At 37.4% G+C, this 16,829-nt stretch carries 15 protein-coding genes; 8 read left to right on the forward strand and 7 right to left on the reverse strand.

What is annotated here, in order from left to right; translation table 11 throughout:
* Positions 1–8: 8 nt before the first annotated feature.
* From BMW42_RS10755 to BMW42_RS10770, 4 genes are all read right to left on the reverse strand, one after another.
* Positions 9–1,187, reverse strand: coding sequence for a benzoate/H(+) symporter BenE family transporter (locus BMW42_RS10755; RefSeq protein ID WP_092767848.1), 1,179 nt, complete (start codon positions 1,185–1,187; stop codon positions 9–11).
* Positions 1,188–1,240: 53 nt separating this feature from the next.
* Positions 1,241–1,891: a leucine efflux protein LeuE gene (gene leuE / locus BMW42_RS10760; RefSeq protein ID WP_092767781.1), complete on the reverse strand. Its 651-nt coding sequence runs from the start codon at positions 1,889–1,891 to the stop codon at positions 1,241–1,243.
* A gap of 67 nt (positions 1,892–1,958) precedes the next feature.
* The gene (gene tal, locus BMW42_RS10765) at positions 1,959–2,945 is read right to left on the reverse strand and encodes a transaldolase (RefSeq protein ID WP_092767783.1); all 987 of its coding nucleotides are present in this window, start codon (positions 2,943–2,945) and stop codon (positions 1,959–1,961) included.
* A gap of 94 nt (positions 2,946–3,039) precedes the next feature.
* Entirely contained in the window at positions 3,040–3,924 is an 885-nt protein-coding gene (locus BMW42_RS10770) for an HTH-type transcriptional regulator AceR (RefSeq protein ID WP_092767852.1), read from the reverse strand.
* 97 nt (positions 3,925–4,021) lie between these two features.
* Here BMW42_RS10770 and aceI point away from each other — a divergent pair, with 97 nt between their 5' ends.
* Positions 4,022–4,453 (forward strand): chlorhexidine efflux PACE transporter AceI, encoded by a 432-nt coding sequence (gene aceI, locus BMW42_RS10775; RefSeq protein WP_092767850.1) that lies wholly within the window; start codon positions 4,022–4,024, stop codon positions 4,451–4,453.
* A gap of 43 nt (positions 4,454–4,496) precedes the next feature.
* Here the strand turns inward: aceI and BMW42_RS10780 are convergent, their stop codons facing one another.
* A complete protein-coding gene (locus tag BMW42_RS10780) occupies positions 4,497–5,495 on the reverse strand; it encodes an OmpW/AlkL family protein (protein WP_092767785.1) in 999 nt (332 codons plus the stop codon).
* A 177-nt stretch (positions 5,496–5,672) separates the two neighbouring features.
* Positions 5,673–7,202, reverse strand: a complete 1,530-nt coding sequence (locus BMW42_RS10785) for an acetyl-CoA C-acetyltransferase (protein WP_092767787.1) — start codon at positions 7,200–7,202, stop codon at positions 5,673–5,675.
* Positions 7,203–7,442: 240 nt separating this feature from the next.
* On the opposite strand from BMW42_RS10785, the gene BMW42_RS10790 reads away from it, so the two are divergent.
* The 7 genes from BMW42_RS10790 (at position 7,443) to dnaX (ending at position 16,381) form a co-directional block, all read left to right on the forward strand.
* Positions 7,443–8,834, forward strand: coding sequence for a 3-oxoacyl-ACP reductase (locus BMW42_RS10790; RefSeq protein ID WP_092767789.1), 1,392 nt, complete (start codon positions 7,443–7,445; stop codon positions 8,832–8,834).
* A 140-nt stretch (positions 8,835–8,974) separates the two neighbouring features.
* Positions 8,975–9,829, forward strand: a complete 855-nt coding sequence (locus BMW42_RS10795) for a MaoC family dehydratase (RefSeq protein ID WP_092767854.1) — start codon at positions 8,975–8,977, stop codon at positions 9,827–9,829.
* A gap of 68 nt (positions 9,830–9,897) precedes the next feature.
* Positions 9,898–11,157, forward strand: a complete 1,260-nt coding sequence (locus BMW42_RS10800; protein WP_228143123.1) for a serine hydrolase domain-containing protein — start codon at positions 9,898–9,900, stop codon at positions 11,155–11,157.
* A gap of 108 nt (positions 11,158–11,265) precedes the next feature.
* Complete coding sequence (gene cpaA / locus BMW42_RS10805) at positions 11,266–12,996, forward strand: metalloendopeptidase CpaA (RefSeq protein ID WP_416224325.1); 1,731 nt, start codon at positions 11,266–11,268, stop codon at positions 12,994–12,996.
* Between the two features lie 3 nt (positions 12,997–12,999).
* Positions 13,000–13,617: a metalloprotease secretion chaperone CpaB gene (gene cpaB, locus BMW42_RS10810; protein WP_092767795.1), complete on the forward strand. Its 618-nt coding sequence runs from the start codon at positions 13,000–13,002 to the stop codon at positions 13,615–13,617.
* A 60-nt stretch (positions 13,618–13,677) separates the two neighbouring features.
* On the forward strand, positions 13,678–14,136 hold the full coding sequence (locus BMW42_RS10815) for a copper resistance protein NlpE N-terminal domain-containing protein (protein ID WP_092767797.1): 459 nt from the start codon (positions 13,678–13,680) through the stop codon (positions 14,134–14,136).
* A gap of 118 nt (positions 14,137–14,254) precedes the next feature.
* Positions 14,255–16,381, forward strand: coding sequence for a DNA polymerase III subunit gamma/tau (gene dnaX, locus BMW42_RS10820; protein WP_092767799.1), 2,127 nt, complete (start codon positions 14,255–14,257; stop codon positions 16,379–16,381).
* On the opposite strand, the gene BMW42_RS10825 is transcribed toward dnaX, so the two are convergent.
* A complete protein-coding gene (locus BMW42_RS10825) occupies positions 16,378–16,821 on the reverse strand; it encodes an acyl-CoA thioesterase (RefSeq protein ID WP_092767801.1) in 444 nt (147 codons plus the stop codon). The two genes, dnaX and BMW42_RS10825, sit on opposite strands and share 4 nt — an antisense overlap.
* Positions 16,822–16,829 lie beyond the last annotated feature (8 nt).

Raw genomic sequence — 16,829 nt, forward strand, 5'->3', positions numbered from 1 at the left:
CTATTTTTTTAAATAGGCTTTTTAATTTGTATACGCATCAAATGATAAATAATAAATCCAATAACCAATCCCCAAAAAGCAGATCCAATGCCCAAAAACTGAACTCCAGATGCAGACATTAAAAAAGTGATTAAAGCAGCATCACGATCTAAATCTTCTTTAAATGCGATACTGATGTTATGTCCAATCGTTGCAAAAAGTACGATCGCCGCCAAAGTGGTGATCATTTCTCTAGGGAATGACAGTAATATTCCCGTTAGTGTCGCTGCAAAAATGCCCATAAAAATATAGAACACTCCACAAGCCATACCTGCAATATAGCGTTTAGCAGGGTCTTGATGAACTTGTTCATCAAGGCTCACAGCTGCACTAATTGCTGCGATATTGGTTGAAAATGCCCCGAACGGAGCGAATATTGCTTGAGCAATTCCTGTCCAACTTACTAATTGGTTGACATGAGGTTTGTAACCATAGGATCTGATCATTGCTAAACCAGGTAAATATTGTGAAGCCATATTGATAATCAAGAGGGGAATAGCTAAACCCAGAATACTTGACCAGTGAAATTCAGGCTGAATCCATACTGGATACGTCATTCCGTAGTGAATTTTGGTTGCTGTATATTCAAAGAAAAAAGGTGTGGCGATAATGCAAGCTAACAATGTAATGACAATGGACTGACGGGGTAATGCTTTTTTACTTATAAAATATGTACTGATCAAGATTAAAACATAGATCAATTGGTCTTGCATGACCGTAAATAATGAAATGCCAAATTTTAATAACACTCCAGCTAACATGGCGCTTGTAAGAGATTGCGGTAAAAATTCAAGAATTCTTTGAAATATTCCAAAAAAGCCCAATACAGCAGTCATAATTCCGCATATTAAAAATGCCCCTATCGCCTCATTCAAATTGTATCCTGAGCCTGTAGCGATAATCAGTGCTAGTCCTGCTGTTGACCATGATGTTGCAACTGGATATTTAAACTTCCAGCTTAAGATCAGTCCTGATAATCCTATACTCAAACCCAGTGCCCAAAACCATGAGCTAATCTGTGCTTGATTTGCACCTAATACTTGTCCAGCTTGAATAACCAGTACAGATGAAACGCTAATGCCAATTAAAAATGTAATAAAGCCAGCGAAAACAGCAGGTAGACTTAAATCTTTTTTTATTCTTGTTATCACGTCTATGAGCATTTTTATATTATTTCCCTAATGAGTCTATGATCTTCAGATTACATTGTTGATGTCGCAAGTTTGATCCCGAACAATCCAAATAAAATACCAATAGCGGCAACAGAAGCAGCAGCTACTTTATAATGTGTGTTGAAGTAATTTGAAATTTTGATACCTGTAAAGATCAACATACTTAAGTAAGCTATACTCATCAATTGTAAAATTACAGCAAGCATTAAAAAGCTTTGAGCTGGATAAGGATAAGCTGGATCTACAAATTGAACAAAAAAAGATAAAAAGAACAGTATTGCCTTTGGGTTAATCAGACTGATGAGTAATGCGGTACGAAAAGGATGAAATTTTTCTTGTTTTTGTTCAATAGAAACATTTACTTGATTTTTACTTGGGCGTTTCCAAGTTAAATAGGCTGCATATATTAATCGTATACCTAAATAACTGAGATATAAAGCACCAATAATTTTCAGGGCGAAAAAAATCCAGGGAAATTGATGCAATAACGTTGCGGCGCCTAAGACTGTTAGTAAAATAAGGATGCTATCTCCACACAAAATACCGAATGCACCTTGATAGCCCACTTTTATGCCAAAGCGAGTCGCAATAGACATGACATAGAGTGAGTTAGGTCCAGGTAATAAAATAATAAGTAATGTACCAATTAAATAGGTTGGAAGATCAGTAATACCAAACACTCATTTATCTCTTAAAAAAATAATCGAGCCCCTAAGAGCTCGATTGAAAGAATGATGGGTAGTGCAATTAAACTTTAATATCTGCATCTATGCCAAATGATTGTTTTAACAGAGAGCTGAGTTGATCTCTTGCCTTAATGAAGCCATCAATACCGCCTTGCAATAATTGCGATGCCATAAGATCTTTCTGAATTTGCGCTTTAAAATCTATTTCAGTGATTGGACTAAGCGATTCGATATTTGAGCTGTGTGCATTTGCATTTAACTGAATTTCAACTTGGCGATGATCTTGAGCCAATTCGTCAAGTAAATTCGGTGATACAGTTAAGAGGTCGCATCCAGCAAGTCCGAGAACCTGTTCTATGCTACGAAAGCTTGCGCCCATAACTTCAGTTTTCACCTGATTTTGTTTGTAGAACTCGTAAATTTGTTTAACGGATTGCACACCAGGATCTTGTTCAATTGGATAGTGATCCACATTTTCAGCTTTTTTATACCAATCGAGAATACGACCTACAAATGGTGAAATTAATGTGACCTGAGCATCCGCACATGCTTTTGCTTGATGTAAGCCAAACAACAAAGTTAAGTTGCAATGAATGCCTTCTGCTTCAAGAACCTTAGCAGCTTGAATACCTTCCCATGTTGAGGCGATTTTAATTAAAATTCGGTTTTGATCAACACCATAAGTCGCATAGAGAGCGAGTAATTCTTTAGCTTTAGCAATTGTCGCGGCTGTATCGTATGAAAGTGCTGCATCAACTTCTGTTGATACTCGACCTTCAACTACTTTTAGAATTTCCACACCTAATTTGACAGTCAGGATATCAATTGTTCTATCGATTAACTCATCTGACTGATAACCCTCTGACTTTGCTTGATCAAATGCAGCTTCAATCAGTTCTTTGTTTTCAGGGAATGAAGCTGCTGCCGTGATGAGTGAAGGGTTAGTGGTAGCATCCAATGGCTTAAATTTTTTTATAGCGTTTAAGTCACCTGTGTCTGCAACAATTGTAGTGAAGTTTTTTAATTGAGATAAAGCTGTTTCAGTCATTGCGATCTAATTCTTTGTTTCATTACTTATACCATCTTTATAACACATGATTATTTTGAAACATGCTACAAAAGTTTTAAATCAAGTTATTTTCCTACATTTTTCTTTTATTTCTGATGTGATGAATTAAAAATTGAGCAGCTTTGCCCAATGGTTGCTCTTTACTCCAAACCAGATCGATAAAATAATCAAATTTTGGAGTGAAATCTGAAAATCGTAGAACTTTAAGTTTTTTCTTTAATGTTGGTTGTTCGATAAGCATTTCAGTGGGTAAAACTCCCCATCCAAGTCCTTGTGAAATTAATCTACATGCAGAATGGTGATTGTCTGTACGCCATGCATCTTTGGAGAAGAGTAATTCAGGCTTAATGTTCCGATCGCGACTAGCGACTACAATCTGACGACTTTGAAAAATTTCTTCATAGCTCACTTTTTGATTTTGGCACAGCGGATGATGAACAGATGCAACTGGAATTAAACTTTCTTTCATTAATTCCACGAATTGTTCATTCGCCTCAATATGTTCACGCTCAAACATCAATGCTAAATGTGCTTTACCCGTTAAAATCATTTGTTGAGCATCTTCTTGTGGTGCGCTGAATATATTGATTTGTAGTTGAGGAAATTGTTGTTCTAATAAAACAATATAATCAGTCCATCTACTATGCAGTAACTCAGATACCACCACAATATTTAATTCGGTTTCGATGCCGCTACTCAAACCAAATGCATGTTGTTTCCATTGATTCATTTCAATCAATAAATGATTAGTACGTTCATACAAAACTTTGGCTTGAAGTGTTGGCTGTGGTTCACGTCCTACTCTTTCAAACAGTTGAAGATTCAGATCAATCTCTAAATTGGAAATCGCCATACTGACAGCAGAGGGGACCTTGCCTAACTGACGTGCGGCTGCGGAAAAAGAACCTGTTTCCATCACCGTTTTAAAAACGACCAATTGTTCTTGATTAATATTCATGTTTATTCTTTCAAAAATTTTGATAGATTCTAACTCGATCATTCAATATTATGAAAATAAAATGCGCTCATGAATAACAATGTTGATGAGTGAACGCATGTTTTTTTCAAAGAGAAGAATTATTCACGCAATAAGCTATGAAATCATTCTATTGGTGATCATCGCAATTTCTTTGAGTTTTATTTTTGAAGTTCCACTGGAAATTGCAGGTTCATTAGGTGTGATTATGGCTGTACTTTCAGTGATCTGGAATATGATTTTCAATCATTATTTCGAAAAAATTGAAGCGCGCAATCAGTGGAAGCGTACTGTAAAAGTTCGTATATTGCATGCGCTAGGATTTGAAGGTGGCTTGATGTTAGTGACCATTCCAATTGTTGCATATATGATGGATATGACGCTCATACAAGCTTTTATCGTCGACTTAGCTTTGACGCTTAGTATTCTGGTGTATACGTTTATATTTCAATGGTTCTATGATGGGATCGAAGCTAAACTGGGTTATGCACCTGAGGCTTTAAATCACTAAAACTCAAAATAAAAAAGCATCTCTATTGAGATGCTTTTTTTAATTAAAATTTATAACCAATTCCAATATAGCTGATTAAAGGATTAAGATTGATTTTTGTTGATGATGAAACTAATTGACGCCCTGATATTTGGTCATAAACTGTAATTTTCGACTTATTCGATAAATCTACATAGGTTAGTGATCCGGTAATATAGATTCTATTTGAAATGTCGTAATTTGCACCTAAAGTAAATACTGCTCCTAAAGCATCAGTGGCTTTCACTTTAACCTTTGGATCTACTGGAGAATTAATTCTTACTCCTATAGGATCTACAATAGCATCTAATAGATTTCCATTGATATCCTTCATCGGGTCATCATCTCTAACAATATTTGTAATATGACCGATACGATGTCCAGCAGTTATTAGTTCTTCCTCAAGACCTTTATCAATTTTTAGCCCAGTAAATGTTGCATACATTATTCCTGCCCCTACATAAGGTCTAAATTTATTTATACCTGTAGTACCAAAGTGGTACTGTGCGGTTGCAGCTGGAGTCCAAGCTGTTGCTTCTGCCAACTTTGATCTGCTCCCAAGATCAGTTATAAACAAATTTCGATCAGGTCCTAATATATCAATAATAGCAGCATCAATCATTGGGTTAAGTGCAATAGGTTTTGCATTAATCTGACCTTTCCCCTTAATATCAATTTTGGGTGGAACACCTCCAATCATTTGAAGTGAAATGTTATCATTGACATAATAATTAATCATTAAGCCCAAAGTATCCCCATCCTTAGGTTTTAAGCCAGCATTTTCTGTCCAATTGCTTAATCCCTCCATTTTTGAGGTTATGCCTATATTTTTTAATAGGTCATACTCATAATCAGGATCAACGGCTGTATTAATCGACGTATTTCCATATTTCCCCTGAGGCATTATATGTAGCCATCCAGTACTAACAGACCATTTATATTTAGGCTCAACTGAGTTCGCCATAATTGTGGTACTGATGCAACATAATAGAATTACTGAGTATATTTTTTGTATCTTTTTCATTTTTTTTCCTTTAATTGGCTAAAATCCATTTTTAGCTCTTTAATTATGTAATAAAATGCTAATTTTTAAAGTTTAATGTCAGTCATTCATCTAAAAAAAATAAATACTCTGTCAATCTTTTTTATGAAAATAAAAAAAGCCCCTCAATCGAGGGGCTTTTTTGTTATGAACATCGAATTATTTTTCAATAATAGCCGTTACACCTTGACCACCTGCAGCACAGATCGAGACAAGTACACGACCTGAACCTTTTTCATTTAAAATTTTTGCAGCAGTTGCGATAATACGACCACCCGTTGCGGCAAATGGGTGACCCGCAGCCAACGAAGAGCCTTTAACGTTTAACTTCGCACGATCAATTGAACCTAAAGGCGCATCTAAGCCTAGACGTTCTTTACAGAATTTAGGATCTTCCCAAGCTTTTAATGTAGAAAGAACTTGAGATGCAAATGCTTCATGAATTTCATAGTAGTCAAAATCTTGAAGTTTTAAATTAGCACGCTCGAGCATACGTGGAACTGCGTAAGCAGGAGCCATTAACAAACCTTCTTTTTTACCAATGAAATCTACAGCAGCAGTTTCAGAGAAACTTAAATACGCTAAAATTTCGTGACCATTTGCTTTAGCCCATTCTTCTGATGCTAATAATACACAAGAAGCACCATCGGTAAGTGGAGTAGAGTTACCAGCAGTCATTGTACGAGCATCACCTTTACCAAACGCTGGCTTAAGTTTTGCAAGCTTTTCTACAGTTGAATCAGGACGTAAGTTGTTGTCGCGCTCAAGGCCAAGGAATGGCGTCATTAAATCGTCAAAGAATCCTGCTTCATAAGCTGCAGCCATTTTCTGATGAGACGATGCAGCAAGTTCATCTTGAGCTTCACGAGAAATGCCCCACTCAAGTGTTGTGATCGCTTGGTGATCGCCCATAGATAAGCCAGTACGAGGTTCACCATTTTTAGGAGCATCTAGCAAATCTTTTACGTTAATTTTAGTTAACGCTTTAAGACGATCTTTACCTGTTTTTGCAACGTTGAGTTCTAAGAGGGCTTTACGTAATCCATCACCAAATGCGATAGGAGCATCTGAAGTGGTATCTACACCACCTGCAATACCCACCTCAATTTGACCTAATGCAATTTTGTTCGCTACGAGGAAAGCAGCTTGAAGCCCAGTACCACAAGCTTGTTGTATATCGTAAGCTGGAGTCTCAGGTGCAAGCTCTGTGCTTAACACACATTCACGCGTCATATTGAAATCACGGCTGTGTTTTAGTACAGCACCAGCAACGACTTCACCCAGACGTTGACCTTGAAGATTAAAACGCTCAACTAGACCATTCAATGCTGCTGTAAGCATATCCGTATTTGTAGCTGTGAAATAAGCACCATTAGAACGTGCGAAAGGAATACGATTACCACCGATAATTGCAACACGGCGTACAGTATTTTGAGTCATAGTTTTTTCCTGTTCAGCGGAAGATTGAGTCGTAGTTGCTGAAGTTTGATTTTCAGCTTTAGTTTTATTTGTTGCTGCTGTTTTTTTGCGAGTCGTCGACGTACGAGGGCGAGTCGCTTTTGGAGTATTTGCGTTGTTGGCACTGTTTGCATTACCACTACTCGCATTTGAACGAGCTTTTGATGTATTTGACACAGCCGCTTTCGCAGAATTCTCAGTTGTTGGATTTTCTTGAGTTGTTTTGCTCATAAGGCTTTTCCAAGCATATTTGGGATATTCTTGAGTGCTACATTAGCATAATCGCTAAGAGGTCGTATTGACTAAAATGACATTTAGCAATGCTTTCAGGTCAAGACATACATAGAGTAACTCAAGTATTATTTAACTGAAACGCAGGGATCGATTAATTTACTAAGTATCAGAGTTTGAACTGAACTTCATCTACATCATAGATCCTTCAAAAAATTATTCTATCGAGAGATCATATTCATGACTGACCAATATCAAGCTTTTGCAAAATCTCCAATTGGTAAATTTGTCATCAAAAATTTAGGTTTACCATCTCCAATTCACTTAGATCGCTTTGAATCAGCAACGCCTGTTGTTCAAGGCGCTGTTTTATTCGGTTCTGCGTCTAAAAGTCTTTTTAATGGTGAAATTGCGCAAGTTCTGAGTAATATTCATGCCAACAGCTATGCGGGAAATAATGCTGAGTTACAACAAGCTGCAGCTAAAGTAGGGTTGAACTTAGGTGCGTTTAATGAAGGCGATAAAGAGTCGAAATTCAAAGCAGTTGTGTTTGATGCTTCGGGTATTCAGGACTCTGAACAGTTAATTGAATTGTATAAATTCTTTAATCCAATTGCTCGCCAAATTCAAACTTCAGGTCGTGTAGTCGTCGTTGGCTTGACACCAGAATCAGCACCTACAGTGAAACAAGCGATTGCTCAACGTGCATTAGAAGGTTTCGTGAAATCTGTAGGTAAAGAATTTAAGAAAGGTATTGCTGCACAATTGGTTTATGTAGATCAAGATGCTGCTTTAAATCTTGAATCTACACTTCGTTTTGTACTTTCTCCGCGCTCAGCGTATGTATCAGGTCAAGTCATTCGTGTTTCAAAAGCAAATGTTGTTGATGTTGATTGGACTAAACCACTTGCGGGCAAAACTGCAGTGGTCACAGGTGCAAGTCGTGGTATTGGTGAAGCGATTGCGCATGTTTTGTCGCGTGATGGTGCTCATGTCATTTGCTTAGATGTACCACAACAACAAGCAGATCTTGATCGTGTTGCGAGTGAAATTGGTGGATCGACTTTAGCGATTGATATCACTGCACCAGATGCTGGAGAAAAAATCAAAGCTGCAGCGGCTGCTCAAGGCGGGCTAGATGTGATTGTCCATAATGCCGGTATTACACGTGATAAAACGCTTGCTAATATGAAGCCAGAGCTTTGGGATCTTGTGATTAACATTAACTTATCTGCGATTGAGCGTGTGAATGAATATTTGTTGTCTAATGAAGGCATCAATGAAAATGGTCGCATCGTTTGCGTATCTTCGATTTCAGGTATTGCGGGTAACCTCGGTCAAACGAACTACGCAGCTTCTAAAGCTGGTGTGATTGGTTTAGTGAAATTTACAGCACCAATTTTGAAAAATGGTGTAACGATTAATGCTGTTGCTCCTGGATTTATTGAAACTCAAATGACAGCAGCGATTCCATTCGCAATTCGTGAAGCGGGTCGCCGTATGAATTCGATGAGTCAAGGTGGTCAACCAGTTGATGTGGCTGAAACAATCGCATTATTTGCTTCATCTGCTTCAACGGGGCTGAATGGAAACATTGTACGTGTGTGCGGTCAAAGTTTATTAGGTGCTTAAGCTTTAGTGGTCATAGATTGTTAAATGAAAGAGAGTAATGTTCAGGCATTGCTCTCTTTATTGCTCGTATGATTTGTTATGATCGTTTTGTTGAGCTGCAAACTGTAAATTTTTTATAAAGATAAATGGGAATTTTTAACATGAAAACACGTCACTTTAGTCAATTGCCAAAAGCTTATTTAGCTTATCCTAAAGTCATTAAAGGTTTAATTTTTAAAAAACCGAAAGGCGAAAAGACACTTCCACAAGTGGATTACATCGTTGATGAATATCGTGTTGATCATGACCATTTAAAATCTTATAACGAAATTTGTGGTTATAAGAATAATGGATATGTACCATCGACTTACTTGGCAGTCATTTCTCAAAGTTTGCAGATGCAAATGATGACACAAGAACCTTTCCCATTTGCTTTGCTGGGTTTGGTTCATATTCGTAATCAAGTTAAGCAGTATCGCAAAATTGGAGTGAATGAAACTATCACGCTATCATGCAAATTTGGTGAGTTAAAACCACATGACAAAGGTTTGCAATTTGACTTCATTACGACTGCAAAAGTAGGAAATGATGTAGTGATGGAAGGTTTAACGACCTATCTTTCTCGTCAAAAAACAAATACTTCATCCGCTTCAAAGGCGAAAGAAGATCAGTTGCCTGAATTTAAATCACAGGGTAATTGGAAAGTCGCTGAAAACACGGGGCGTCGCTATGCGCTCGTTTCAGGTGATTTTAACCTCATTCATATTCATGCAGTTACAGCGAAAGCATTTGGTTTTAAACAAGCGATTGCGCATGGCATGTGGAGTAAAGCTAAAGCATTAGCAAGTATTAGTTTACCGGATGCTTATGATGCTGATGTTTATTTTAAGTTGCCTATGTTTTTACCATCTGAGGTTGAATTTTTAACGGGTGAGCGAGATCAAGCGACATATTTGTTAGTTCGTAATGCAAAATCACAAAAACCTCATGTTTCTGGTGTTGTGAAACCACTTTAATAGATGCTCTAGGCCTAACATGTTTGTTAGGCTTTTTTATAACTATAAATCAAGGATAGAAGATGAAAATTCTAAAAGATTTAATTTACGCTGACACACATAATTATAAGGGTATCGTTCACCATCAGTTTGCAGATTTGGCACATTTATTTAGTCGTTTACAAGACTCTCGTACTGAACAAGGTGGTGCATCATTGGCTGTATATTATGGTCAAGAAAAAGTGGTTGATATTTATGTTGGAAAAAAGTCTTCGAGTGAAGAGTGGTCAGAAGACACGATGGCGATGTGCTATTCCACCGGAAAAGGGATCTTAGCGACTTTGTCGCATATTCTAGTGAGTGAAGGGAAATTAGACTATCGTCAACCCATAGCTGATTATTGGCCAGAATTTGCTGAACATGGAAAATCTAATATTACTTTGGCTGACGTATTGAGTCACCGTAGTGGTTTATATGATGTTAGAAATGTCATTGCTCAAGCATCTGAAATGGCAGACTGGGATCACATGCTCAATGTGATGGCTAGCGCGACACCACGTTTTAAACCCAATTCAAATTATGCATATCAAGCACTTACGTATGGCTGGTTATTAGGAGGGCTGATTGAAAAAGCGACTCAGCAAAATCTTTCTGAGCTGATGAATCAATATTTAGTAGAACCACTTCAATTAGATGGTGCCTATTTTGGTGTCCCTCAGGATCAACTTTCAAGAATAGCCAAACCTCTAGAAAAAACAAATATTGAAAGAAAGTCATCAACTACTCAAGTTGCACAACAAAAGAAGAAAAAACAGAAAGTTTCATTTTCGGATCGTATCATCCAATATTCTGGTCAAAATCCTGATGATTTTATAGATGCAATGATTCCAAAGGGAATGAAGGGTTTTAGCTTTTTTGATGATCGTGTTCTGACTCAACCCATTCCTGCTGCTAATGGTGTATTTACAGCCAGAAGTTTAGCGAAAATCTATGCCATGATGGCGCACTATGGTCAGTTCGAATCAAGACAATTTATCAAGCCACTTGTATTCAAACAACTTTCGCAAATTCAAAGTTATGATCGAGACAAGGTGATGCCAATACCTATGCATTGGCGTTTGGGTTATCACAGAGTTATCACGCTGGGTAAAAGTGCAAAAAATGGTTTTGGTCATATGGGCTACAACGGATCAGGAGCTTGGTGTGATCCTGAAAGAAAATTAAGTTTTGCCTATACCCATAATTATCCTGTTGGGTCAATTACAGGGGATTATCGTTTGTGGAGTTTATCGCAAGAGGCATTGAGATGTGTGGATCACATTAATAATGGTAAAAAGGGATGGTTTTAACATTTACAAAGGGGAATTTGTATTTATAATGTACACTAACTTTAACTAAAATAAACAAATAGTGACATGATGAATAAAAAAATTACCTTTTTACTAATGGGTTGTTTGATGAGTGGTGTTGTGGCAAGTACAGTACTTACACCAAACCAAAATCAGCAAAGTGGTCAGATTCCGAGCGGTTATGCTGAATTAGAATTTAAATTAGGTGATGGAAATTGGACGAAGCAAATCTATCTGCCAAACAATCCAAAAAATAATGACAAGATTAGAATTTCTTCATCGGCGGGATATACGGCATATCTAGATACTTCCAATATAGATATTCCACTTGAATCAATTCAAATCAATAGAGGAAACACATTCGACTTTATTTATAGTGAATCTTTAAAAAAATGGCGAATCAACAGTACACCTAGTGCCATTGTCGATAATTCAAGTGTACAAAATATTATATCTAATCAACAAATAATACAGCGAGTTCATCTAAAAGATGGCGCTTGGGCAAAGAAAATAGTATTGCCGAGCGATGTAACTAACAATACGGTAATGTTGATTGAATCTGATGCAGGCTGGGATTCATCAATTGATACAACAAATCTTCTTTTTTCGAGTAATTTTAATTTAAAAAAAGGAGATCGCTATTGGTTTGTATTTAATCAAAAACTAAAAAAATGGGTTCCTGAATATATCAAGCCGAGGCAAATAAATGTTAGTTCAGTGGGTACTCAGTTAAATAAAACCGATAGCCCTTTAACTGAAATTATTTTTGGTGATGGAAACTGGGTGTCACAATTCACGTTACCAAGTTCAGCATATGACCGTGATCGTGTGATCGTGAAGTCGACTGCAACATGGGAAGCTACTATTTCAAATCAGAATATCAATACCTCAGCAACTTTAAAACTAAATAGAGGTGATCGATATGAATTTATGTTTGTAAAAGAATTAGCGAAGTGGATTTTAGTTTCTGCACCAGAACGTGTGATACAAGCGAAAGATTTAAATAATCAAAAAGTTCCTGATCCTAAACAACCAGTGACACGTGTTAAGTTGGCAAATGGAAATTGGCAATCAGTAATTAATTTACCTGATCGTGCTCAAATCAATGACAAGATAATCATAAGTTCTGGAGCGGCGTGGAGCAGCACAATTCAGGCATCCAATAATTTACGACAAACGATTCAAACTGGTGAAACACAACGTTTTGTCTATACATCTCAAGGATGGCAAGCTGATAGTTCAACGATTGACATGCTTTTGGTGAGTAGTCCTGCTGTTGCAGAGAAATTAGGTGCAAATGCAGCGAAAATTAGATTGATTGAAGGCTTTGACCTAACCAATGTGTCTGCAGAGAATTCAAATGCCAAGTTTTATCTACGCAACGTTGGTTATCTGCAATATAAAACACCAGGTTCTAAAACATTAAACAATGTCCTTGATATTGGTCGTGTGGACAAAGTTATTCAGAATGAGCGTAATCGCTTAAAAGCTGATGCTATATATTATGAAGGTGATGAAGAGGGCTGTGGTTTAGCGTACTTACTTGTAAACCCTAACTCCAATTATATGATCGGTAGTGGAAGTATTAACTGTGGAATCACGGTTTTACGACATGAATTCGGTCATAATATGGGGGTGGATCATCATGATACCGCTGGACCAGCACGTGGTTTGGAGCATCCTTTGGGTAGTACGATTATGGGAGGTAATAGTATCTCTTATTTCTCAAGCCCAGATTTATTCCATCCAAAGTATGGATACCAATTAGGGGGTACTAATGATCGTGATGCTGTCACTATGATTAATAAAAATGCTAAAGCAGTGTCGCTATTCAAATAATTTATGAAAGTAATTTATATTTTATTGGGTGTAGCAGTTTTTGTGACTGCTACATTTACGTTATATCTAAAACCCGAAAAAGACAAACCATCTGCAAGCTTACAGCAGCATCAAGTTGAAAATGAACTGGGTCAAAATGTTTATGCTCATGACGAACGCCTTAAAAATAAGAATGAGTCATCGAGTTCTCATCTGATGCCTGAGCTTATGCCTGTACTAGAACAAAATGTTGAACGGCATATGATTCTTCCAGAAAGTTTTCAGCATCGGGCTGACACGGGTTATTTATTTAAGTTTAGCCCTGATCAAGTGGCGAGCATGAAAGAGGGCAGTAAATTTCCCTTGAAACTTTTGCAATTTGGTATCAATCGTGTGGCCGAAATTACTGAGATTGAACAAGTTGAGGATGGAATTGTGAGATATAAGGGGCAATTTGAGGATTATCCTGCTGATCTAAACTATTTTACGATTACTCAAAGTATTGAAGATCAATATGCAATTATTAAAGTTTATACAGATAAAGGGTCATATTTTGCTGAAGTAATTAAAGGGATTGGACTCGCTTACCCTGATCAAGTTTTACATGATGATGGGGTTCACGTGCACCAACATACGCATTGATTCATATACAGACTTGAGATATGGTAATTTTCACAAAATTGTTAAAATTGATTTGTGATTATGCGCCGTAGTACTGTCATCCCATTCGTTTTGATATCGTCGATTCATATGGCTTCTTGCGATCAGTCCACGCAATCAAATCAACTCTTGAAACAGAATGATTCAATAAAAAATCAAGTAACACCTCAATATATTGGTTTATATCAAGGTACTACGCCATGTATGGGGTGTTTTTCGCGTTGTGATGATTGTCCTGGTATGGCTGTTGATTTACAACTTAACGCAGACCAAACGTATGTGTTGTCACGATTAAGTCTAAGCGGTCATAACCAAGCAGAAGAAATCAAAGGTCAGTTCAAATTCATTAATACTGAGAAGTCTTTGATTCAATTAAACGGTGTTCCAACCAGAAATATCATTCTTGTCGATTTGGTCAACAAAATGCTAGAAATTCGTATCGATGGGACTGGTGAGGAATACGAAAATTTTGATGATTTTAGTTTGAATTTAACAGGTTAAATTTTCCCAAGAAAAAAGAGTTGGGTTTAAATTGTTTTTTGAATGTATGAATGATCTGTAACGCATTCACTCTTGCCAAAAAAAACAGTATGCTTAGTCCTGTAATTAGGGAGCATTCATGTATCAGGTTCTTGCGCGTAAATATCGTCCACGTAATTTTTTAGAATTGGTTGGTCAAAACCATGTGTCGCGTGCATTAACCAGTGCTTTAGAGCGTGGTCGACTGCATCATGCTTATCTTTTTACGGGGACGCGTGGCGTTGGTAAAACAACGATTGCAAGGATTCTTGCTAAATGTCTGAACTGTGTAACAGGTGTAACATCTACACCGTGTGAAGTATGCCCAACGTGTACCGCAGTCAATGAAGGTCGATTTATAGACTTAATTGAAATTGACGCAGCATCCCGAACCAAAGTTGAGGATACACGAGAATTATTGGATAACGTACCTTATGCACCAACGCAAGGTCGTTTTAAAGTGTATCTCATTGATGAAGTACACATGCTGTCCACACATTCTTTCAATGCTTTACTCAAGACACTTGAAGAACCGCCTGAACATGTCAAATTTTTATTTGCGACGACAGATCCTCAAAAACTTCCAATTACGGTTATTTCACGTTGTTTGCAATTTACTTTACGCCCATTGGCGGTTGATGAAATCACTTCACATCTCACACAAATTTTAACTAAAGAATCAATTAATGCGGAAGCTGATGCGATTTGGCAGATCGCTGAGTCAGCACAAGGTTCTCTACGTGATGCACTGTCGCTAACAGATCAAGCAATTGCATATGGGCAAGGTGCGATTCACCACCAAGATGTGAAAGAAATGCTGGGTTTGATTGATCGCACGATTATTTTCGACCTTATTTTGGCGATACATCAAAATCAACGTGCTAAAGTCAGTGCTTTATTACTCCAATTCCGTCAACAAGCACTTGATGTTTCTTTGGTGTTGGATCAACTCATTTCAACTTTACATGAGTTGGCTTTACTCCAATACTTACCAGACTTGAGTTTAAAATATAGTGCTGAGATTAATCAGAAAATTATGCAGCTTTCGAGCATGATTTCTGCTCAAGATCTACAATTGTATTATCAAATTGCATGTAAAGGTCGTGCTGAATTACAAATTGCAGTGACTCAAGAGCAAGGCTTTGAAATGTGTGTGCTCAGGTTGTTGGCATTCCGCCCGATGGCGAATAATGAGCAGCTGACCACTCAAGCACCTCCAGAACAATCAAATGTCTTAAAAGAAGCTGAAAATTTCAATCAGATTTCGACAGAGAATTCAGAATCTATATCGGCTGATCATCAAGAAGCAGGATCGAAAATCAGTTCGCCTGAGAATAATACGAGTTCGATTCAGCGTAGTCGTGATGTAAATGATGAGGAAAATACGGATCTAATCTTATTTCAGCAGATGATGGCATCTGATGATGAGGCTGTTCCTACGGAGTCAGTTCATCCTGAAAAATCTGAATCTGAAAGCTTGCATTCAACAGAATTAAATCATGCGGATGATGTCGGTCAGTCTGTATCTGTTGAAGTGAAACAAGAGAATTTAACCAACTCTGTGGTAGGCAGTGGGGAGATTGAGCTGACTTCATTTGGAGCAAGCTTTAATTCAGAGCCTGTTGAATCTTCTATTGTTGATCAAGACAATATTTTCTTTTTAGAGCCTAAGCCAAGTGAACATTCTGCTGAAAGCGCTGAATTGTCAGTTCAAGAAGAAGGATCATCGAATGGCACTCATTGCCCAAGTCTAGATCTACTTGATGAGAATAAAAATGTTGTCGCAGATGCTGGCTTAAAAGGTTTAATGCCTCAAGATATTTTAAGGCTTGAGCCTGTCGAATTGGTAGGTGAATGGGATACTCAAAAGTGGGAATATTGGTTCAGAAATAGTCCATTAACACCTGCGGTACAAGAATTAGCACAACAAGGTCTTATGCAAGGTCAAATTGATGGAACATGTGAATTTTATATCCCTGCAAAATACGAAGCTTTATTGCACTCACTCATTCCGAGTTTAGAAGCAGTACTCAAGCAATCATTTTCAAAATCTCAATTAATCGTAAAATACAACGAACCAAACGGTGAGACGCCTTTCGATCTGCAGGAAAAGCGTAAGCAAAAGGCATATCGACGTGCTGAAGAATTGATTCATCAAGAACCCGTCGTGGAAGACTTGTTAAAAATTTTCGGCGGTGAGCTACATAATATTCAGCTTAAGTCTTAAGTTGATTTCGTCATAAACGTAGTTAAGGCTTCGCGTATTGAGTTTGGTAATTCAATACTTTTACGAGAGTCACGGTCGACAAATACATGGACAAAATAACCTTGAGCAGCAGGCTCTGATTGATTTTTCTTAAATATTGAAATGCTATACGTCACTGAAGATCGTCCAATCTTTTCGATAGCGACAGCAACATCAATCACTTCGGGGTAGGATAGTTCAGAAAAATATGTACATTTTGATTCAACAACGAGTCCAATGATAGGCGAAGTTTTAAAGTCAAATAGTGCGTGTTGAATAAGTAGCGCATTTGCGGCGGTGTCAAAGTAGCTGTAATAAGTGACGTTATTGACATGCCCATACACGTCATTATCAGCCCAACGGGTTTGGATGGGAAAAAAGAATTGATAGTCTGCTCTAGTTTTTTTTGAAATAGTTGTCATATTTTATT

It is taken from the genome of Acinetobacter sp. DSM 11652 (assembly GCF_900109815.1).
GTDB lineage: Bacteria > Pseudomonadota > Gammaproteobacteria > Pseudomonadales > Moraxellaceae > Acinetobacter.